This window comes from Anaerohalosphaeraceae bacterium (assembly GCA_037479115.1).
Classification (GTDB): domain Bacteria; phylum Planctomycetota; class Phycisphaerae; order Sedimentisphaerales; family Anaerohalosphaeraceae; genus JAHDQI01.
The window spans coordinates 103349-124441 of the sequence record JBBFLK010000005.1 but is presented as its reverse complement, the minus strand read 5'-3'; the positions used below and the strand labels follow the sequence as shown (position 1 = coordinate 124441).

At 54.9% G+C, this 21093-nt stretch carries 21 protein-coding genes; 2 read left to right on the top strand and 19 right to left on the bottom strand.

The genetic code is table 11. The features are described 5' to 3' along the window. From WHS88_04000 to WHS88_03955, 10 genes are all read right to left on the bottom strand, one after another. Entirely contained in the window at positions 1-1254 is a 1254-nt protein-coding gene (locus WHS88_04000; protein MEJ5259335.1) for a hemolysin family protein, read from the bottom strand. Then, positions 1247-1750 (bottom strand): rRNA maturation RNase YbeY, encoded by a 504-nt coding sequence (ybeY, locus tag WHS88_03995; protein ID MEJ5259334.1) that lies wholly within the window; start codon positions 1748-1750, stop codon positions 1247-1249. Before ybeY ends, WHS88_04000 begins: the two co-directional genes overlap by 8 nt. Beyond that, the gene (locus tag WHS88_03990; GenBank protein MEJ5259333.1) at positions 1747-3318 is read right to left on the bottom strand and encodes an HDIG domain-containing metalloprotein; all 1572 of its coding nucleotides are present in this window, start codon (positions 3316-3318) and stop codon (positions 1747-1749) included. Before WHS88_03990 ends, ybeY begins: the two co-directional genes overlap by 4 nt. After that, complete coding sequence (locus tag WHS88_03985; protein ID MEJ5259332.1) at positions 3302-4279, bottom strand: PhoH family protein; 978 nt, start codon at positions 4277-4279, stop codon at positions 3302-3304. The genes WHS88_03990 and WHS88_03985 overlap by 17 nt, the downstream gene beginning before the upstream one ends. 23 nt (positions 4280-4302) lie before the next feature. Continuing rightward, the gene (locus WHS88_03980; protein MEJ5259331.1) at positions 4303-5163 is read right to left on the bottom strand and encodes a phosphatidate cytidylyltransferase; all 861 of its coding nucleotides are present in this window, start codon (positions 5161-5163) and stop codon (positions 4303-4305) included. A 15-nt stretch (positions 5164-5178) separates the two neighbouring features. Further along, entirely contained in the window at positions 5179-5952 is a 774-nt protein-coding gene (locus WHS88_03975) for an isoprenyl transferase (GenBank protein ID MEJ5259330.1), read from the bottom strand. Beyond that, positions 5949-7232: an adenylosuccinate synthase gene (locus WHS88_03970; protein ID MEJ5259329.1), complete on the bottom strand. Its 1284-nt coding sequence runs from the start codon at positions 7230-7232 to the stop codon at positions 5949-5951. Before WHS88_03970 ends, WHS88_03975 begins: the two co-directional genes overlap by 4 nt. A gap of 28 nt (positions 7233-7260) precedes the next feature. Beyond that, positions 7261-7743, bottom strand: coding sequence for a hypothetical protein (locus tag WHS88_03965; GenBank protein ID MEJ5259328.1), 483 nt, complete (start codon positions 7741-7743; stop codon positions 7261-7263). A gap of 32 nt (positions 7744-7775) precedes the next feature. Further along, entirely contained in the window at positions 7776-8525 is a 750-nt protein-coding gene (locus WHS88_03960) for a hypothetical protein (protein MEJ5259327.1), read from the bottom strand. A gap of 150 nt (positions 8526-8675) precedes the next feature. Beyond that, the gene (locus WHS88_03955) at positions 8676-11231 is read right to left on the bottom strand and encodes a hypothetical protein (protein ID MEJ5259326.1); all 2556 of its coding nucleotides are present in this window, start codon (positions 11229-11231) and stop codon (positions 8676-8678) included. A gap of 295 nt (positions 11232-11526) precedes the next feature. On the opposite strand from WHS88_03955, the gene WHS88_03950 reads away from it, so the two are divergent. Then, positions 11527-11862: a cupin domain-containing protein gene (locus WHS88_03950; protein ID MEJ5259325.1), complete on the top strand. Its 336-nt coding sequence runs from the start codon at positions 11527-11529 to the stop codon at positions 11860-11862. A gap of 2 nt (positions 11863-11864) precedes the next feature. Continuing rightward, on the top strand, positions 11865-12668 hold the full coding sequence (locus WHS88_03945) for a DUF1080 domain-containing protein (GenBank protein ID MEJ5259324.1): 804 nt from the start codon (positions 11865-11867) through the stop codon (positions 12666-12668). An 11-nt stretch (positions 12669-12679) separates the two neighbouring features. Here WHS88_03945 and WHS88_03940 read toward each other — a convergent pair whose 3' ends face one another. The 9 genes from WHS88_03940 to WHS88_03900 all read right to left on the bottom strand — a co-directional run bounded on the left by WHS88_03940 (position 12680) and on the right by WHS88_03900 (position 21091). Next, positions 12680-13279 carry an SIS domain-containing protein gene (locus WHS88_03940; protein ID MEJ5259323.1) on the bottom strand — a complete coding sequence of 200 codons (600 nt, stop codon included), beginning with the start codon at positions 13277-13279 and terminating at the stop codon, positions 12680-12682. Between the two features lie 38 nt (positions 13280-13317). Beyond that, entirely contained in the window at positions 13318-14553 is a 1236-nt protein-coding gene (locus tag WHS88_03935; protein MEJ5259322.1) for a DEAD/DEAH box helicase, read from the bottom strand. 179 nt (positions 14554-14732) lie between these two features. Continuing rightward, a complete protein-coding gene (locus tag WHS88_03930; GenBank protein MEJ5259321.1) occupies positions 14733-15533 on the bottom strand; it encodes a DUF3800 domain-containing protein in 801 nt (266 codons plus the stop codon). A 43-nt stretch (positions 15534-15576) separates the two neighbouring features. Beyond that, positions 15577-16359, bottom strand: a complete 783-nt coding sequence (locus WHS88_03925) for a DUF1080 domain-containing protein (GenBank protein ID MEJ5259320.1) — start codon at positions 16357-16359, stop codon at positions 15577-15579. Between the two features lie 535 nt (positions 16360-16894). Continuing rightward, positions 16895-17254: a hypothetical protein gene (locus WHS88_03920; GenBank protein ID MEJ5259319.1), complete on the bottom strand. Its 360-nt coding sequence runs from the start codon at positions 17252-17254 to the stop codon at positions 16895-16897. 323 nt (positions 17255-17577) lie between these two features. Beyond that, positions 17578-18060: a hydrogenase maturation protease gene (locus WHS88_03915; GenBank protein ID MEJ5259318.1), complete on the bottom strand. Its 483-nt coding sequence runs from the start codon at positions 18058-18060 to the stop codon at positions 17578-17580. Positions 18061-18204: 144 nt separating this feature from the next. Further along, complete coding sequence (locus WHS88_03910; protein ID MEJ5259317.1) at positions 18205-19512, bottom strand: Ni/Fe hydrogenase subunit alpha; 1308 nt, start codon at positions 19510-19512, stop codon at positions 18205-18207. After that, positions 19509-20255 (bottom strand): hypothetical protein, encoded by a 747-nt coding sequence (locus WHS88_03905; protein MEJ5259316.1) that lies wholly within the window; start codon positions 20253-20255, stop codon positions 19509-19511. Before WHS88_03905 ends, WHS88_03910 begins: the two co-directional genes overlap by 4 nt. Continuing rightward, on the bottom strand, positions 20255-21091 hold the full coding sequence (locus WHS88_03900; GenBank protein MEJ5259315.1) for an FAD/NAD(P)-binding protein: 837 nt from the start codon (positions 21089-21091) through the stop codon (positions 20255-20257). Before WHS88_03900 ends, WHS88_03905 begins: the two co-directional genes overlap by 1 nt. Positions 21092-21093 lie beyond the last annotated feature (2 nt).

Here is a 21093-nt window from a genome sequence, read left to right as displayed (position 1 = left end):
TTACTGGCCGCTGCGGGCTGTTTTGGCGGGTTTCTGAATTCGCACTCGACGCACCCGCCGGGGCTCCGCCTGCACAATGGTCAGTTTTAAGTCCTGATATTCAAACGATTCCCCCGCTTTGGGGATATAGCCCAGATGCGAAAAGACAAACCCGCCCAGCGTGTCGTAGTCCTCTTCCTCCGGCAGACGGATTTCCAGTTCGCTGTTGACATCTCCGATATTCATTCGTGCATCGATTTCATAGGTGTTTTCGTCAATCTTGCGGAGATGTTCAGACGGGGTATCTTCGTACTCATCGGCAATTTCACCAACCAGTTCCTCCAGAATATCCTCAATGGTAATCAGTCCTGCCGTGCCGCCGTATTCATCGAGAATAATAGCGATATGCAGTTTCTGGCTCTGGAACTCGTGCAGCAAATCCCGCAGGGTTTTGCTTTCCGGCACAAAATAGGGCGGGCGCATTATGGCCCTCAAATCGAAATCCTTTGGGTCTTTGCCCACCCAAGAAAGCAGGTCTTTGGCATACAGCAGTCCGACAATGTTGTCGATGGTGCCGTCATAAACCGGGACTCTCGAATGTCCCCGTTCGAGGGCTTTGAGGACCGTCTGGAGGTCCGCCCCGACCGGCACCGCCACCAGGGCGGTCCGCGGAGTCATAATCTCCGCCGCCGTCGTTTCGTCCAGCTCAAGGACGTTTTCAATCATTTCCATTTCTTCTTCATCGACAACGCCTTCAATTTTGCCCTGCTCTACAGCTCCGAGGATTTCTTCTTCAGCCTCTTCGGAAGGTTCCGGCGAACTGCCCGTCAGCCGCCTCACCAGCCGGTCATGCAGGTCTGCCACCGCCAGGAAAGGACGGATTAAATACATCAGGGCCTTCAGCAGGACAAAGGTCCTGGGCAGAATCATTTCTCCGGCATGTTTGGCCCACGAATGAGGGATAATGACCGCGAAAATTTCCAGAATAACCAGCGCTGCCAGAAAGGTCAGCAGATAGTGATGCCCCTGCATCAGATGAACCAGCGTCAGCAGGATGGAGGCGTTGGTGAGCATTCGCAGGAAAGAGCAGGTGAGTGTAAGCCGGTCGGCGATTTTGAGGAATTCATCAAACCGCTCTTCCCGGCCGGCGGATTTAAACCGTTCCTGAAGTTTCAGAACGGAGAAGTTCTGCAGGGCCAGGGTGTTTAAGGAAAAAAACAGGGACAGCCCTGTCAGACAAGCAAGCAGCAGAACCAAAGCGGCTGTTTCACTCACGGCGGTTTCTCCTTCCAGTCTTTTTCTGCGGAGACGAATAGTAAACGGGCGGATACCCGAACAGCCGGAGCAGTTCTTCTTCCCGTTTGTGCATCTGTTCGGCTGACTCGGGCCGGCTGTCATCAAACCCCAGATTGTGCAGCAGGCCGTGGATGAGATACAGACTCAGTTCGGCCTGCGGGCTGTGGCCCCGCCGGCGTGCTTCCCGAAGGGCCATCGCGGCATTGACCAGAATCTGAAAACACGGCTGCGGAGTTTCCGGCCCGCTTAAGTCAAAACTGATGACATCCGTTGTCCGCGGGTCCTGCAGGAACGTCTGATGCATTTTTCGCATCTGTGCATCGTCCGTCAGAACCACATCGACACGTGCGCTGGATACTCCGTGCCGGCGCAGCACCTCCCGCACCAGCGTGCGGAGCTTCCTCGGCTCAACAGGGAACGGTTCCGCGTCAAGCCGGATATGAATGGTTTGTCTGACCCGTTTCAATGCAGTCATACATTCGAACCGTTTTGAGATTTCTCAGCGGCGGCGGAGTCGGTTTTTTCTTCACGGTTCGATTTCTCCTCGAGTTTTGGATACGCAATTCGTCCGTGATAATGCGCCGCCAAAAACTTGGACATGCTGGCTTCAATCTGGCTCAATTCCCGCAGCGTCAGGTCGCAGTCGTCAAACTGACCGTCCTGAAGGCGCTTCATGGCAATGGTATGGACCAGGGTTTCGATTTTGGTGGGGCTGGGGTCCGTCAGGGAGCGGGCGGCGCTTTCCACCGCATCCGCGAGCATGACGATGGCTGCCTCCCGTGTGCGGGGCTTGGGGCCCGGATAGCGAAACTCGATTTCGGAAACCTCGTTTTCGTGTTCTCCTTTTTTCTTGCGGGCCTCGTTGTAGAAGTATTCCATCAGGGTGGTGCCGTGATGGGTTTCGATAAACTGCCGCAGCACCGACGGAAGCCCGTATTCTTTTGCAATTTCCATTCCGTCGTTGACATGGCCGGCAATCACCAGTTTGCTCATGGCCGGAGAGAGCTGCTCGTGCCGGCTGGCCGAACCCATCTGGTTTTCCACAAAATACGAAGGTTTGTTGATTTTCCCGATGTCGTGGTAGTAAGCCCCCACGCGGCACAAAAGCCCGTTGGCCCCGATGGCATCCGCCGCCGTTTCCGCAATCGAGCCGATCAGCAGACTGTGGCTGAATGTGCCCGGCGCTTCCATCGCCAGCCGTTTCAGCAGGGGCTGGTTGGCGTCGCTGTAGTCCATCAGCGTCATGCTGGTAGCGATTCCGAACATTTTTTCGATGAACGGCAGAAAGGCCTGCAGAAAGACCCCCATCAAAAAAGCTGCTCCGGCGGCAAACCCGGCGTTCAGCAGCGTCTGGTCGTGCGTTTTCTCCTGAAGCATTCCAAAGCAGAAGGCCATCAGAAAGACGGCCACGGAGGCATACGCACACACTTCAATGAGTTTCATTCGGGTGCGGATTTCCTTCAGGAAGCCGCAGCAGGTCAGTCCGCCGGCCATCATCGTCAAAAACAGCTCCAGTGTGGCCAGCCGACTGACGGAAAAGCAGGCCAGCACGGAGTAAAACACAGTCATTCCGATGGCAAAACGCTGGTCGAAGACCATGGTGAGGATAACGGCGGCGGCGATGGTGGTTCCGGTCGCCAGATAAATCACCCCTCCCTGCCAGATTGAAAAGAACCGGTTGACCGCCAGCAGCAGCCAGAACAACAGGGCCATGGTGAACGCCCGATTGGCCCGGTTGAAAAACTGGGGCCGGCAGTGATGAATATAAAAGACGGTTCCCAGCAGCACCAGCGCGGTCACGACGGTCAGTGCGACGATTTGAGACCAGGGCTTGAAATGCCGCATCCCGCCGGTCAGAAACTCCGGGTGTTCCGTATCCAGCGACAGCAGAAAGACCAGCGCTGCCAGATAAACCACAAAAAGAACGAGGAGCAGAGCCCTGGATTTGTTAAAAGACTCGGGCCATTTCCGGCTGCGCTCTGCAGACAGAGCGGCTCGCCCGGCCGGACGGCGTACGCTGATTTTTTTACGAAGCCATCCCATTTGTTCCATCTCGATTGGGTCGAATTCCCTGGCGTTTCTGGTCGTAGGCCTGGACGATTCGCTGGACCAGACTGTGGCGGACGATGTCCGCTTCGGTCAGTTCCACAAACCCGATGTTTTCAATGTTGGAAAGGGTCCGAATGGCATCCACCATTCCGCTGGTTTGTCCGCGTTCGAGGTCAATCTGGGTGATGTCGCCGGTGATAATCATTTTGGAGCCGCGTCCCAGCCGCGTCAGAAACATCAGCATCTGCGAGGGGGAGGTATTCTGGGCCTCGTCGCAGATAATCACGGCTTCATTGAGAGTTCGCCCCCGCATGAAGGCCAGCGGGATAATCTCAATCACATCCATTTCCATCAGTTTCCGCATCTGGCCGAATTCCATCATGTCTTCCAGACTGTCCAGCAGGGGGCGCAGATACGGGTTGACCTTGGCCTGAAGGTCTCCGGGGAGAAAACCGAGCCGTTCGCCCGCCTCGACAGCCGGTCGGGCCAGGACGATTTTGCGGATTTGCTTTTTCCGCAGCATCGAAACGGCCACGGCCACAGCCAGGTAAGTTTTGCCTGTGCCTGCCGGACCGGTGCAGAAGGTCAGGTCGTTGCGGTGCATCGTCTTGATGTATTCCAGCTGTCCCTTGGTGAAGGGTTCAATAATGCCCTTGCTGGAAAAGACTTCAATGACCTCATCCCGTTCCGGACGAATCTGATTTTTTGATTGGTCGAGAATTTCCAGCACATCTTTGGGATTGAGAGAACCGCGTTTGAGCAGCCGTTTCTGCATTCGGTCCAGCACATCCGCTGTGCGGCGCACCTCCGGCTCTCCTCCGCTGATGATGACCATCTCTCCGCGGGCCGTGATTCGCACGTGCAGTTCATTCTGCAGCATCCGCAGGTGCCCGTCGGTCGGGCCGAACAATTCCAGACGCTGCTGGTCGGATTGAATGATTAATTTCAGTTCCAACGTCTTTTCCTTCGTCAGACTTTTTATTTCCACAGAAAGAACAGATAAGCAAGCGGGGCCGGCAGCAGCAGCGAATCAATCACATCCAGAATCCCCCCGAATCCCGGAATGGATGCGGAGGCGTCCTTTTGACTGGCATCCCGCTTGAGCATCGATTCACACAAATCGCTCATTTGTCCAAGTACGGCCGAAACGGCTCCAAAGAACACCGACTGAAGCGGGGACATTATACCTGAAAACACCGAAAAAAGATAGGCGCATAACGCCCCGCCGAAAACAGCACCCACAAGTCCCTCCCAGGTTTTTTTGGGGCTGACTACCGGGGCTAATTTGTGAGTGCCGAACATCTTGCCGAAAGTATAAGCTCCTGTGTCAGAAGACTTTATGGTAAAAATATACATCAGAAGAGCCCAAGGCCCGCTGCTGACCCGTATCCCGACGACAAAGCTGGACAAAAAACCCAGATAAAGAATCGAAAAGAGCGTGGCGGAGCAGTTTTTCAGGGTTCCGACAACCCCTTCCCGCAGAAGCTGGGCCGGAAAAAGACCGGCAAAGATGAAAAACAGGGAAAAAAGGAAATAATAGAGCAAAAATCGCTCCGGATTGTCTGAAAGATTGGCCCAGAAAAAGCTGCCGGCCAATAAGAACGAACCGAAGATTGCTTCCGGGAGGAATATTTTCTGACCGCCGCTGCGGGCTAAAGCAGCCAGTTCCATTTGGGCGGGCACGGCGAGAATGCACAGCAGAATCAGAAAAATGGTGCCTTGGGGTTTTCCCTTGGCAGGGGTGCCCGAAAGAGACCCGTCCAGCCGGCCGTCCAGCAGAATCAGCCCGACAAAAGCCGCCGTCATCAGCGTTCCAAAAATCAATCGCTGCTTAAGCATCCTTCGTACCTCAAATCAGGGAATTGAAGGGCGAATATCTCCGAATCGTCTGGAACGTCCTGCAAAGGCCGTCAGGGCTTTGTCCAAATCCGCCGGTGTGAAATCCGGCCAGAATGTTTCTGTTACGTAAAATTCCGCATACGAAATCTGCCAGAGCAGAAAATTGCTGATGCGAAGTTCCCCGGAGGTGCGGATGACCAAATCCGGGTCCGGACAGCCCGCCGTGTAAAGGTGATCGGAGATGCACGCTTCGTCAATCTTATCGGGTTCCAAAAGATTTTGGCGGCATTTTTCGGCAATCTGCTGAACGGCCTGGACGATTTCCTCCCGTCCCCCGTAATTGAGAGCCAGACACAAGACCATCCCTGTATTGTTAGCGGTCAGCCGCTTGGTTTCTTCCAGGGCGTCCACAACTTTCTGCGGCAGCTGGCGAAGGGTGCCCAGATGCACCAGCCGTACATTGTTTTCCATCAGCATCGGCCGGATTCCCTCCAGATAAGCCGCGTACAGATACATCAGAAAGTCGATTTCCTCTTTCGGCCGTTTCCAGTTCTGCATGCTGAAGGAGTAAATCGTCAGGACCTCCAAACCGATATCGACGCAGTATTTGGCAATGGTTTCGACGGTCTTGCCGCCTTGTTCATGTCCGCGGAAGCGAGGCAGACCCCGCTGGGTCGCCCATCGTCCGTTGCCGTCCATAATGATGGCGATATGACGGGGCAAAGACTCCGGCTTCAGCCCCAGCCGAAGGGCCGTTTGACGGCGTTTGTTTTCAAAATCCGTCGTCATAGAGGTTTGCGGTAAATAACCTGGCTTCGCTGGGGTCCGACACCGAGCATCGTAATCGGAATCCCAATTCGTTTTTCAACGGTTTCCACATAGCGGCGGGCGGGAACCGGCAGGTCTGAATAGTCTTCAATTCCGGATAAATCCTCCTTCCAGCCCTCGAGGGTTTCATAAACGCATTCGGCGGCCTCCAGGTCGCGACTGTCGCCGGGAAAGAACGTGATTTCCCGGCCGCCGATTCGATAAGCCCGGCAGATTTTCAGCTCGTCCAGACCCGCCAGTGTGTCCAGATGCATCATCGCCGCTTCCGTCATGCCCCCCAGCCGGGCTGTGTAGGAGACCGCCACGGCATCGAACCAGCCGCATCGGCGGGGCCGACCGGTCGTGGTGCCGTATTCGTGCCCTTTTTCCCGGATGTATTGGCCGATTTCGTTGTCTTGTTCGGTCGGAAACGGGCCGCCGCCGACACGCGTGGAGTAGGCCTTGGCGACTCCGATGAATCGGTCCACATAGCGGGCGGGTATTCCGCAGCCGGGGCCCAGCCCAAGCGGGCTGGCATTGGAACTGGTAACATAAGGAAAGGTTCCGTGGTCTAAATCCAGCAGGGCCCCCTGCGCCCCTTCGAACAGGATGGATTGCCGCTTGTCGATGGCTTCGAACAGCAGCTGGGTGGTGTTGGTAATGCAGGGCAGAACGGCAGCCCGCCAGCTCATGCATTTTTCAAAAACGGCGTCTGCTTCCAGCGGCGGGGCGTTGTACAGCGTGCTGAACAGTTTGTTTTTGTAAGAGATGATTTTCCGCAGTTTTTCCTTCAGCTCTTCCGGTCTGCGGAAGTCGGCCATCCGGACGGCATAACTGCGTCCGACTTTGTCGGCATAGCAGGGGCCGATGCCCCGGGCGGTTGTTCCGATTTTGTTTTTGCCCAGGGCCTCCTCCCGGAGCCGGTCTTCAAGTTTGTGATAGTCCAAAACGACGTGGGCGTTTTCGCTGATAAACAGCCGTCCTTCAAGGGAAATTCCCCGCTCCTGCAGGCCGCGAATTTCCTCCATCAGTACGGACGGGTCCACGACGACACCGTTGGCAATCACACAGCGGCAGCCCGGTCGGACCGCACCGCTGGGCAGCAGATGCAGGGCGAACCGCTGGTCGCCGATGATCACCGTGTGGCCTGCATTGGCGCCTCCGTTGTAGCGGACGACCCACTCGCACTGCTCGGCAAGAATATCGACAACCTTTCCTTTGCCCTCATCGCCCCACTGCAAGCCTGCAATACAGCAATTCATCCGCCCAGTCTTCCTTTCCAGATTTCCTTTATGTGAGTTTGCTGACCAGAAGGTCCAGCAGGGCTCCCAGATTGTCATAATTGCGGTCCGAGAGCGTCAACTGCCGCTTCTGAGCGTTTTCCTGATAAGTGATTGTGAAAAACCCCTTCTTGTCGAAATGGGTTTTGTCGATGCTTTCAATGGCTTCATAGGGGATGACGGCTGTTTCCGTCCGGAGGGCGGTTTCATCCGCTGTCAGTTTTCTGTTTTTGGAGCGGATATAGAAAAAGGCAGCCACAGCAGCGCCCGCCAGAAGAAACGGCGGACTGTACATATTGAACTTCATATCCGAATCCGGCACGCCGCCGTTGTCTACGACGTGCTTTTTGTAGAACGAATAGCGGCCCGACCATTCATAGCGGCTCAGATAACCGTCATAGGCAAACATGGCCGCCGCCCCGAGCAGAATCCACATCACAATCAGATAATTTTTCAGTTTATACTGACTGAAGGGAGCCTCAATCACCGCCATGGATGACACCTCGCTTTCGGATGAAGAACCTGTTAACGTCTCTGAGATATGGCATTGCTCAGCGGCCGGGCAAAATGGGGAATAATCCGCTCAAACATCAGATGCTCGGCGATGCGGCATTGTTTGGCAAAGGCCTCTGCGGTTGTCCATTCCGCCTGTCCGGAAGGATAGCGGCGAACGGTAAAATAGAGACTGATGGGCTCTTCCATTTTTCCTTTGTCGCTGCGCTCCAGAAGCCCGCTGCGGGACTCCATGGCTATCCGTGCCTGCAGGGAACCGTCCGGCGTCAGGGCTGCAATCAGGGTGGGGCAGCAGCTGACCACTTTGGCCCCCGGAATTTCGAAAAAGCTGCTTAAACTCGAATTGCCCAGCAGGGCCTCGGCAATCACTTCATCGTGATTGCCCTGATAGTCAAAATCCATGGTAAAGGTTACATCCAGAGATTCGATGTCCAGCGGGCTGATGCCCAGCATATACGGCATAATCTCGATGACTTCCCGCTGGAGTTCGTAGGCCTGCTCAAAATCGTCCGGGTCTGCGCACCCGGCGGACAGACGCTGGGTTTCCATCGCCACCCAGCGGAACCGGCGTCCCTCAATTTCTTCTTCCAAAATCAGTTCCCCCTGTTCCCGTCGGGAAAACTGATGCAGGGTGGGGAAGCGTTTTTGAATCCGCTCAAAAAACGCCAGGACGGTTTCCCGCTGGCGCGGCAGTTTCAACTGCGTTGTGATGCACATGTCCAAAAACAGGCCGTCACAAAACGACCCAAAAGGATTTTTCATTCTCTTTCAACTCCAAAAACGCAATTTGGTTTTTCGTCCAAAAGCGATTTTCTCACAAACACCGGCATTTTACAAGCGTTCGTCCAATAAATCCAGATGAAAAAAGAGGAAACCGGACAAAACCGGACGGTTTTTCTGGATGTGTTTTAATCATTTTTTTTGGAAAGATTTTACATCGGGGGACGGTTCGGTGATTTCTGCGGTGAGAGCCCCCAGGACAGCGGCAAGCGGAAAGAGAAACCCCCGCCAGAGAAGCGGAATCAGCAGGGCTGGTTTTGTCGGAGTGTCCCAGCTCTGTTCGACCAGAAAGGTTCCGAGTGTATAGAGTGCCGCTGCGGCCGGCCCACCGAGTGCGGCGGCGGCGATTCGTTTGCTTCGAACCAGGCCGCCGGCGAATCGGGCCCCAATCCACCCGGCGGCCGCCGGTACGAGTAAGGCCAGACACAACAGAGGTTTCAGATACCAAAGGTTTTCTTTGGTCGGGGGAGTTTGGGTCGATTCATAGTACAGGACATGGCAAATCGTCATGGTCGCGGCGGCTCCGAGAAATGCGGCTGCGGCGGGCCAAAGGCGGGGTCTGAGCCCAAGACGCATCTGAGCGATTTGGGGCATTCGGCGCCGAATCGTCAGCGGCCAGTTGTAAAAGAGCCGAAAGATGCCGTGTTCCAGCAGAGCCCCCCGCTCCCCGAATACCGGCACGATGTGTACGGCATCCGTCGCCCAGTGGGCCGCCATAAAGCGTGCCAGGGCCGGATACCGATACGTCATCTGAATCGGGAATGCCAGATACCCTACATATTTGAAATAACTCAGATAGAGTGCGATGTTGTATTCTTTCACGGTACGGTCCCGGATGGCCATAATCGTTGTAATCAAACCCCGGGTAAAGGAACCCGGGGAAATCGGGACAAAAGCCAGCACTCCCAGCACAATTCCGGCAAACGCAAAGGCTTCCCAGAAGGTCAATTCCGGGTGGTAAATCCAGTACACGACAGCAATCAGCAGTCCGACCAGCTGGGTAACCGGCAGGGTCAGCAGGTGCAGCACCAGGCACATCAAATAGCGCTGAATAAACGGCTCTTTGATTTGGGAAAGAATTGTTGCTGCATCCTCCTCGCTGAGAATCTGTTTTTTCTGCCCCTCCTGCACCATATCCCGCAGCCACTGTTCCCGCAGGTCGGGCTTAAAGTACAACTGGAACGGCCGGACAAACAGGGAGTGGAGCCGGGCGAGAAAGACTTGTTTGTCCGTCAAAAAGCGATGGAGCCCGGCCGGAAGAATCGCCAGCGGCAGGTGCAGCCAAAACCGCCAGGGGCTTCTCAGAATGGCCTCGACTTGTTTTTCGCCCAGACGCCCTTTGCGATGCCAGCCGATGAGAATTTCATAGATTTTGCCGACAATTGTCCGTCCAAAGTATGACGGACTGCTTAAAAGTTCGAGATAGTGCGAGCGCCAGTCCGGCCGCCCCCAGGCCTTGCGCAAAACGCGTCCCAGCAGCGGCACAAGCCCGAGCATCCAAAACAAAAGCGTCTTGCCCGCACAGCCGCGCAAGACCGTTTCGTGCTGCGCATCAATCTGGCCGCAGACCCGCCAGCTGGTTACGGCACTGGATAAAAGGGTGCTCCACAGTCGGCCGTCTGTCAGAAGCCGAATATGATTGTGTGTAATATCCGGAATCGAATTGCGGTAAATCTCTTCACATTCCTTCAGTTCCCGCAGCATCTGGTCTTTGTAAGGCATGGAGGCAAATGCTTGCGGATGTTCCCGGATATACCGTTCCAGTTTGGCCAAATCTCCCCGGTCAAATTGAACCAGCGAGCCGCGGGCGATGCCTTTGGCGATGAGTTTAAAATCCCCCGGGCTCATCGGCAGGAAGGGCAAAAGGGTCAACCCCGCGCGAAAGTCCACTGCGACCAGACCGGCCTGCGGGTCGTTGTTGGTGTCGAGGCGTTTGAGGCAATTCGGCTGGCTTTTGCAGGTGCTCCATTCGTATTGGCGTGCAAATTCGTAGGCCCCCAGCTCGTAGAGCAGCCGCACAAAATCATGCATAAAGACATACTTGGCCCGATACTCCGGTGAACCGAGCTGTTCAGTCGGGACCGGTCGTCCCTTGCGCCACAGCCGCAACAGGTCCAGTCGGTCGTCCACCTCCAGCCGCCAGGTCCGCCCGTCTATCCAGCGGCTGATCTCGCCGCAGCTGCCCAGCACAGGGTCCGCGAAGGTGGCATAAATCTCGTTGACGCATTCGGTATCTCCAAACCGTTCGGCGGCTGCCTGACGGATGAAGGTCTGCCAGAGAGCACCGGCCCGGGCCGCCGCCGGATTGACCTGCGGCTGAAACGGCCCCTGAAACCCCACCGCATACAGCAAATCTCTAAACAAACGACCCGTCCCGGAAGGCGGAATTAAGATTTTCATCGCGTAAAGATTGTTCTGCCGGAGACCGGCGAATTCCTGGACAACCTGCCCGTCTTTGACAATTTCCAGCAGGCGAATCTGATAGACCTGTCCGGCAAAGCCGCCGCCGACAAACCGCTCAATCTGAACCCTCACATGGGCCGTGCCGCGGGCCGGCAGGGGGGTGACTGCATACTGCAGCTGGGTACCCGGCTCATACCGGCTGACGTTCATCGGGCGATGCAGTCCCAGCCGGCCGAAGGCCTCCTCCAGTCGATGGATTATCTCGGCAGAATACTCTGTTGCCATAGTTCCTTTTTATCTTTGGATTTTTGAAACGCTTCGTTCGCCATATCGAAAACTATCGACTTACTATATCGGCATATTTCGGGTCAAAACAGAAAATTTTATCCGGAGGGCACTCATATCGCATCAGGCTGATGCATGCTCATAAGCCCGGTTTGTGCCGTTTACCACAGAAGGATATCCGGCTGTCGGCGGAATCGAAAGTTTGGTTTTTATTTGTGTATATTTAGGATTGCGATTCCGCCGTTTTTCTTTATAGTATCTTTGGCAATTCCGGGCAATATTTTGGGAGAGATTTATGGCCAATCAGGCGTTTGTGACGGAGCTGAATAACCAGCGGGCCTATCAGCGGGTGATTGATCCGGCGTTCACCTGCGGAATGAAGGCCGGAAGAGTTTGGCTGGAACCCGGGGGCGACTGCGGAGTTCATTCGACGGAAGGTCACGAAGAGGCGCTGGTGTTTCTATCCGGACAGGGGACGGCCCAAATCGCCGGAAAGGATTACCCTGTCGGAGAAGGCAGGGTTTGTTATATTCCGCCCTATACGGAACACAATATCATCAATACCGGTCGGGAGCCGCTGGTGTATATCTTTTGTGTGGCCCCCGTTCAGCCGGTCAGGAAAGGAGACTGAAAATGACACAAGGAATGCAGAGAATCGTTCTGGGTGTATTGGCCGCTGGGGTGATTTTCGTAGGATGCCGCCGTCATCAAACGGAACCTGTTGTCCAGGAGCGGTGGATTTCTCTGTTTAACGGCCAGAATCTGGAAGGATGGACGCCGAAGTTTGCCGGCCGTCCGCTGGGAGAAAATTACAAAAATACCTTCCGGGCCGAAAACGGCGTTTTAAAGGTTTCCTATGACCAGTATGAACAGTTTGAAGGGCGGTTCGGGCATCTGTTTTATGCGGTGCCGTTTTCGCACTATCGGATTCGCCTCGAATATCGGTTTGTCGGGGAGCAGGTAAAGGGCGGACCGTCCTGGGCCTTCCGCAACAGCGGCATTATGATTCACTGTCAAAAGCCGGAGACGATGGGACTGGAGCAGAACTTTCCGGTCTGTCTGGAGGTGCAGCTGCTGGGAGGCGATGGCCAGAATGAGCGGACGACCGGCAACCTGTGCACACCGGGAACGCATGTGGTTATCCAGGACCGCCGCCGAACGGAGCACTGTATTCCTTCCTCCTCGCCGACCTTTCACGGCGACCAGTGGGTGACGGCGGAGGTGGAGGTGCACGGCGACCGGCTGATTCGGCATTTGATTAACGGGCAGGTCGTTCTCGAATACAGCCGTCCGGAACTGGATGACGGCGATGCGGATGCCCGCAAACTGATTGAGGCCGGGGCATCTCGACGGGTGACGGGCGGTTATATCAGCCTGCAGGCGGAAAGCCATCCCGTAGAATTTCGCAACATTGAGCTGCTTGTTCTGAATGAGTAAGTAAGCCGACGCTATGACCGTTCTGCGAAATGGGCCTCCACCCAGTCGCAGAGGATATGATAAGCCAGCTGGTGGATTTCCTGCACGGAGGCAGTGGGCCCTTCGAGGCACAGGCAGACGTCGGAAAGGACTTCGAGGGGGGAGTTTTTGCGTCCGGTAAAGCTTAAGACAAGGGCCCCTTGGGCTTTGGCGGTTTGAGCGGCCTTGAGGATATTGGGAGATTTTCCGCTGGTGGAAAATGCCCAGAGGATATCGCCTTTGCGGACGAGGGCTTCCGTCTGGCGGCTGAAAATCTCTTCAAAGCCGTAATCATTCCCGACGGAGGTGAGAATGGAGGTATCGGTGGTCAGAGCGACGGCGGGCAGCCCCTTTCGGTTGCGCCGGAAACGTCCGACCAGTTCGGCGGCGACATGCTGGGCATCGGCGGCCGAACCCCCGTTCCCGCAGGTGTAGATGCAGCCGCCCGCTTCCAGACAATCAATCAGCATTTGTCCGGCCTTTTTGAGCGGACCGATGCATTCCTTTTCGAAGACCGCCAGCAATTGTTTGTGAACGGCGGCGGCTTCGGCAAACACACGGCAGAACTCGTTTTTCTTGGATGACTGACTCATGGTTTCCAAATCCTACCGATTCCCCTGCCGAAGAGCAATCACTTTTCCTCCGGCCGGCTGCCTTTGGAACGAGAACGCCTGCGCCGGCGGTGGGTCGGCTGCCGTTTTTTGTGTTCAGCGTGCGTCTGCGTCGAAGATTTGGATTTGGACGGTTTGAGATTCAGGTCCGGTTCAGGACCAATCCAGACGGGCTGGATGCGGTTGACCCGAATGAGGGTTCGCAGTTTTCGAAGGTCCTGCGGGGTGTAAAACGTCAGGGCTACCCCCTGCCGTCCCATTCGGGCGGTGCGTCCGGTTCGGTGTGTGTAGGATTCCGGATGCGTCGGGAAATCGTAGTTAATCACGTGGGTGGTATGGCTGAAATCCAGGCCGCGGCTGGCAATGTCCGTAGCAATCATATACCGGATGTCCAGCCGCTTGAATCGACGAAACAGACTGGTCCGGCGTGCCTGTTCGAGGCCGCCGTGGATGATTTCGACGGAGTCCAGCTCTTTTTTGAGATGATTGTATAATTGCTCACTGCTGCGGCGGCTGTTGCAGAACAGAATAGCCTGACGGGGGTTTTCGGTTTTCAGATACTCCAGCAGGGCCTGAAGCCGATGATGCGGTCGAACCTGGCAGAAGGTATGGGTGAGCGATTCCGGAGCGACCTTTTCGACATTCAGTTCAATGATGACCGGGTTTTTCAAATACCGCTGGGCAAGCGTTTTAATTTCCGGCGGCATGGTGGCGCTGAACAGCAGCGTCTGGTGTTCGTGAACCAGACACGAAAAGACAAACTCCACATCGGGCAGAAAGCCCATATCGAGCATCTCATCGGCTTCGTCGAGCACGAGGGTGCGGACATGAGAAAGGGTCAGCGGGCTGTTGTAGAGCAGGTCGATGAGCCGCCCGGGTGTGGCCACAAGGACGTGGACGCCGTCGGCGAGCTTGCCTTTTTGGATATCCATCGAAAAGCCGCCGTAAACGGCAAAGGCTTGGATGGAGGTAAACTGGGCAATCTTGCTGATTTCCTCGACATACTGAAGAGCCAGCTCCCGGGTGGGCACGAGAATGAGGGCCTGGACTTCTTTCAGATGGGGGTCAATTTTCTCCAAAATAGGAATGGCGCAGGCGGCGGTCTTGCCGGAGCCGGTCTCGGCCTTGGCGATCAGGTCGCGTCCGGCCAGAATCGGCTCGAGCGTCTGCTGCTGAATGGGCGTAAGCTCTTCGTATCCGACTTTCTGAAGGCCTTTGATGATTGCCGGCTGTAGATTCAGTTCGCTGCACTTCATAGGCACTTTTTCCTATAACAAGACGGGGTTGGTCTTGATATTGCAATCTTATGTTATTTTAATTGACTTTCATCCATTTAGGATGTATTTTATATTAAAGGAAACAAGCGAATGTCGGCTTCATGCCGTGTGTTTCAGGAGCAGACCTGAAACCTAGCTTGTTTCTTTGCAAATTCTGTTCAAATCCAAAGGGTTCTGGTCTGTATAATATTCACCGTAAGGTTTGTTCCTTTTATCACCAGATCAATAATCAATCGATAATTGGATTTTAGCAAGCGAAAAAAACGGTCCTCCTCTCGTTCATAGAGACGCTGCAAGGCCCACAAATAGTAATCGATGATTTGCAGTCCCGCGTGTTCATGTGAATGGGATATTTTGATTTCTACATCTTTGTCAGATTTTATACCGTATTTGTGAGTAAAGTTTTTCTTTGCCTTCTCGACTGCTTTTTTCAGAGCGTCCAACCGGTCATGACGACCACGTCGTGAAATGAATATTCTGTTTTTATCAGATTTATGCAGCAAATTTCGAAAGAGCCGTTTAATAAGGTCATCGTAGATGTCATTTGACGATATTTTTATGCCGAATTTTTCAAAAAATTTTTTAGCTTCTTCTGCAAGCACTCTTTTCCTTCGGACAACGACCAGCACCTTTGCCTCAATTTGAGATGCGAGCATTCGAAAAACCTCTCTGCATACCTCAGGCAGGTCTTTGCTGGCGTGGAATAGCAAGGCTGTTTTTCCTGCGTCCGGATGCATAGATGGTACGCCTGAGAAATAAGGGTCTTCCAGCAGCTGCTTTCGCAACGCGGACAGTTTTTGGTCAGCTTCTTGCGGATTCGGCAGGCAGGCGACACCTACCAGAAAAAAACGAGAGACCCCTTCCGGGCCAATGATGATTTGTCCTTTGCTGTTGAAGAATGTCAGATCTCCTGCTTCGTCAACGAAGTAATCTTTGCTGTTGGCAAAAACAGAAGTCATTTCGCTCCTTTGGCTCTGGTTGATGCGTATTACCCCACGGTTCCTACAGCGGGCGAATCCAGATGTTGCGGAAGCGGACGGGGTTGCCGTGGTCCTGCAGGGACAGCGGGAGTTTTTCCGGATGAGGGGAGTACGGGGGCCGCTGCTTCCAGGCGGTCGGGCCGGTCAGAATCCAGCGATCCTGCACAAGGACGCCGTTGTGAAACACCGTAACATCTGCTGGGCGGACGAGTTTGCCGTCCTCGAACTTGGGGGCATGAAAGATGATGTCGTAGGTCTGCCACTGCCCGGGGGCCCGGCAGGCGTTGACCAGCGGCGGATTCTGGCTGTACACGGCGGCGGCCATTCCGTCGGCGTAGGTGAGATTGTCATAGGAATCGAGGATTTGGATTTCGTAGAGGCCCATCAGAAAGACGCCGCTGTTGCCGCGGCCCTGGCTGTCGCCTTTGACAACTTCGGGGCTGGCCCATTCGATATGAAGCTGGCAGGAGCCGAAACTGTCTTTGGTGACGATGTCGCCGGAGCCCGGAACGACTTCGAAATAGCCGTTTTCCACTTTCCAAGGGGCGGGCTTGTCAGGATTTTTGGCACTTTTCCAGGCCGATAAGTCCTTGCCGTCAAAGAGAATAACGGCATCGGAGGGCGGCAGGTGATTTTCGGCGCCGGGTTTGACGACCGGCGGAAGCGGACGCTGCGGGTCGTGTACCGGCCAGGCATAGTTGGCATCCGGATTTTCAAAGTTTATGGTGGGGTTTGCCGTTTGAATGGCAGTGCTGCCGAGCCAAAGGACAGACAAAACGGATGAAATTGTCCAGACTGTTCGCATGTGTTTATCTCCTGTTAGATTGTAGGGTTTTTCTATTTGTACACATTGTTCGAATATTGTATTCATTTTTCTCTTTTTTGGAAGGGAAAACAGGAATATCCAGCCGCCAGCCGCCAGACTCCAGTTTCCAGTATCAGGGTCAGGATATAGCGGGCCGCAAAAGAGATTCCCGCTCCGGTTTGAGCGGCGAATTTATTGGGAGGCGGCGGGCGAAGAGATTTCATGAAGGATGGTTTCAAGGAAACAGGAAATTTGCTTTTCCAGCAGGGCTGACAGGGACATTTGCTTACGGATTTCCAGAGATTCAATCCCTGAGTAGATGACTTTGTTATGGTATTCCTCCAGCCGAAGAAGGCGAGAGAGATTTTTGATTCAGAGCAGGATAACGGAGCGGCGGAAGCGGATTGAGGAAAAGCCGGTTTCCCCTTCCATCTCTGCCAAATTGTCGGTCTGTACGGAGAGAGGAAAAACAGGAAGTTGCGATTTCCGTTCCGAAAAAAGCCGAATACCGGGGTCCGGCATCAGACGGACCGCATCAGCGATGGTACAAGACAGAGGCGGGTACAAAATAAATCACAAATTCTCCTCTGGCCAGTTCGATGCCGACCCGTCTGAATCCTTCCACAACTTCTGGGGTGGGAAAGAATTCAAAGGCATCCCCTCGCCGAAGAGATTCTGTACCCAGCAAGGTTCCGGTTCGATGTTCGACCAGATAGACCACCCCGGCTTCGGGAGCGACGTAGCGGATCTGGTAACCGCCGCCGACTCGATACTTTTCTCCGGGGATTCCTCCCGCTCCGAATTTTTCCGTGGAGGCAGTCTGGAATGTTTGACAGCCATTGAGAAGCAAGATTGAGGCTGCGGCAAGGAGAAGGTGTAACCGATTTGTTTTCATGGAGCAACCCTTTCCATTATACACGGTTTTCGGCTGCGAAGTACAAGCAGGATAAAATCCAGTCTCGGCAAAGTCAAATCAATAATCAGACATCTCAGAATTTTTAAGAATTAAAGCATTTCCAGCCTATTTCATAAGAACGAAAACCGCGTTTCTAATCCGGCAAACGAGCTGTAAAAAGGCCTGGGTTCCCGCCTGCACGGGAGGGACAAGAACCTGCAGGATAAAGACTGGAAACGGCGGCCCAGGGGAAGGGGGACGGCGGAGAGAAGGGACGTGAAATCACCGGTTTCAGAAGGGGCAGGAGCAGCAGCAGAGTGCTTTTACAAGGCAGGAGCAATGTCGCGGAGGATAGAGTGCAGGCAGTACGGGATTTGTTTTTCCAGGAGCGGTGACAAACCGATGCGTTGGCAGATTTCCAGCGGTTCAATGCCGAAGAAGACGACTTCCTCAGGACATTCGCCCAATTGCCGGGAGATGTCGAGGACCTTCAGGATATCGACTTCGTGAAGAGACAGGTGCGCCAGCTGTTTTATGGTCTGAACCTGGTCGGGGGTGAAGCGTCGGATAGTGCCGGGTTCAGTTCCCATCCGGGCACAGTCGATAAGGACGGCTTTCCGGCGGCCGGCCAGAACATGGAGCAGGTTCATTCCGCCGGTGCCTCCGTCATAAAACTGGATGCGGTCGGCGCCCGGGATTTTGCCTTCGCGGGCAAGGGCCTCCAGCCGTTCAATCAGGACCACCCCGATGCCTTCGTCGGCCATCAGCGGATTGCCCAGCCCGATAACGATGGTTTCTTTTGCCATATATTTAACCACGGATGAACACGGGTTTGATTTTATTTAACCACAGATTACAAGGATTTCACGGATTATAGACGATAAAAAGGGAGCTGCGCAATAAAAAAGCCCCGGCATGCGGGGCTCTTTTTTCCAGACTGTCCAAAACAGTTATTTGACGAAGGTGACATTGAGCATGTGGGTTGAACAGGAGATGCAGGGGTCGTAGGAGCGGACAAGCATTTCCATCCCGTGCCGAAGGCCGTCTTCGCCCAGATGCATGTATTCAGGCACGAATTTTTCGAAATCCTTCTGGATGTTCGCGTGGTTCTGGTTGGTCGGAATGCAGATATTGGCCGCAATGCATTCGCCTTTTTTGTTGAATTCGTAGGTGTGGAAGAGGATGCCGCGCGGGGCTTCAACGCAGCCGCTGCCGCGTCCGGCTCGCGGCGTAACCTTGACCTTTTCCTCTTTGAGGCCCTTGGTCAGGAGTTTGTCAATCAGCTCAATGCTTGCCTCGACGACGTGGGCGGCCTCGGCCAGCTGGGCGACGTTGTTCATAAACGGGTTGCAGCAGCCTTTTTTAAGGCCGAACATGTCGGCGACTTTTTTGCCCAGCGGACTGAGCAGATGGCCGTTGTTGTTGAAGCGTGCCAGGGCGCCGACGGCGTAGGAATCGCGGTGCCAGCGGCACCATTTGGCCGTGGACTGGGGGCTGACATATTCGTTGGCGACGCTTTCCCAGTCGCGAATATGAACAGGGCCGTAGCCGTCGCTGGAGACGATATCGCCGTGATAGAAGGTATAGGTCGGCGGATTGTCCTGCCGGAGCGAGATGTATTCGGTGGGCCGCTCAAAGGCGGGCATCCGGTCGGCGACGCTGTGGACTACTTCGCAGATGGCGACCAAATCCGGAACGGCCTCTTTGAGGGTTTTCTGGAGGTCTTTTAGCTCCTGAGCGGTGGGGATTTTGGTCATCCCCCCCGGCGTGAGTGTAACCGGGTGGGTAGTTCGGCCGGCCAGCAGGTCCGACCACTGGTTGGCGATGCGGTGGGCCTTGATGATTTTTTTGACGGCGTCAGGGGCCTTGCCGACCAGCGGCACAACGGATTTTTCGCCGAACAGGTCCGGGGCGACCAGATAGCCGACGTGAAGCGTATGGCTCTGGAGCTGTTCGGAGTAGTGCATCAGGATGCGGAGCATGTCGGTCTGTTCGGAGACCTGCAGCCCGAGGGCATCTTCGACGGCCTTGGTGGAGGCCAGCGAGTGGGTGATCGAGCAGATGCCGCAGATTCGGCTGACGATGGTTTGAATATCATCCCAGCGTCGTCCGCGGACCATGGCTTCGAAGAAGCGCGGGGCCTCCGGGACCTGCCACTGGCACTTTTCGATGGTGCCGTTTCGGATGTTGACGACGATATTGCCGTGCCCTTCAAGGCGGGTGACGTGATGAACGTTAATCTGGATATTGGCGCTCATAGTGTATGTCCTTGTTTGCTTCCGAAGAGGGTCATTTTTTGTTTGAGGTCTTCAACGGTCAGACCGTATTTGTCCATGACTTCTTTGGCCGCTTCGACATTGGGATGGTCCACATACCCGCGGCATCCGAAGCAGCGGAAATTGAAGGACGGACATCGGGCGCCGCAGCCGGCCCGGATAATCGGTCCCAGACAGATTTCGTTGTACTCGTATCGGCAGACGTTTTCTTTGGCCTTGCATTCGACGCAGACGGGATAGTCCGGAATCGGCGGGCGCTTGCCCAGCAGCAGGGCGCGAATGACGGTGCCGAACTCTTTGCGGTCGATGGGACAGCCGTGGATATAGGCATCGACGGGCACCACTTCGTCGACGGCTTTGGTCATGTCGGTATTCAAGTGCGGCATCTTGGCGTCTTTGCCGTACACGCACTCTTTGACGTCGTTGAGGTCGAAATTGTTTTTGATTTTGTTGACACCGCCGATGGTGGCGCAGGAGCCGAGGGCAATGAGAATCTTGCAGCGGCTGCGGATGACCTGCAGGCGGAGCTCATCTTCATGCCGGGTAATGGAGCCCTCCACAATGGCGATGTCGTAGTCGTGGCTCTGCTCGCTCATGGCTTCCCGCCATTCCACGACGTCCACGACGTTAATCAAATCCAGAATTTCTTCTTCGAGGTTGACAATCTGCAGCTGGCAGCCTTCACAGCAGGCGAAATCGAAAATAGCTACGCGCGGTTTGCTCATTAGATGGCCTCCGGTACGAGGGCCAGGTCGCTGTAGCGGAACACCGGCCCATCCTGACAGACGTATTTATCGTTAATCTGACAATGGCCGCACTTGCCGACGCCGCATTTCATCCGGCGTTCGAGGTTGACATAGATGTTTTCCTCGGGGACTTGCGCTTCGGCCAGGGAAATCAGGACAAATTTGTACATAATCGGCGGTCCGCAGATCAGCACCAGACTGCCGGGCAGTTCGTTTTCAATCTTGGGGATCAGGGTGGTGACGACGCCGACGTTGCCGTCCCAGCAGTCGTGGGCCTCATCGATGGTTTCCAGCACAGTCATGTCCCTGCGTTCCTGCCAGAGGGCGATTTCCTCGCGGAACAGCCGCATGGAATAGCACTTGGTGCCGATCAGGACGATGATTTTTCCGTAGTCGCTCCGGTGGTCGAGGGCGTAGCGGATGAACGAGCGCTGGGGAACCAACCCGATGCCGCCGCAGATAAAGACCAAATCTTTGCCTTTGGCTTCTTCGATGGGGTAGGTTGTTCCGTAAGGGCCCCGGATGCCCAGTTTATCGCCGACCTGAAGTTTGTGGATGGCTTTGGTGAGACTGCCGACGTTGCGGACGACCAATTCGAGTCCTTTCTGGGTGGGCGAGGAGGAGATGGAAATCGGCGCCTCTCCGATGCCGGCCAGAGAGACTTCGACGAATTGTCCGGGTTTGTATTGGAGGTCTTCTCCGGAATCCATTTCCAGATGCAGGAACAGTTCGGTTCCGTTGAGCATCCGGCGTTTGGTAATGGTGGCCATCTGGGGCAGGTAGATGTCCGGATGGCCGCTGCAGCATTCACACATAT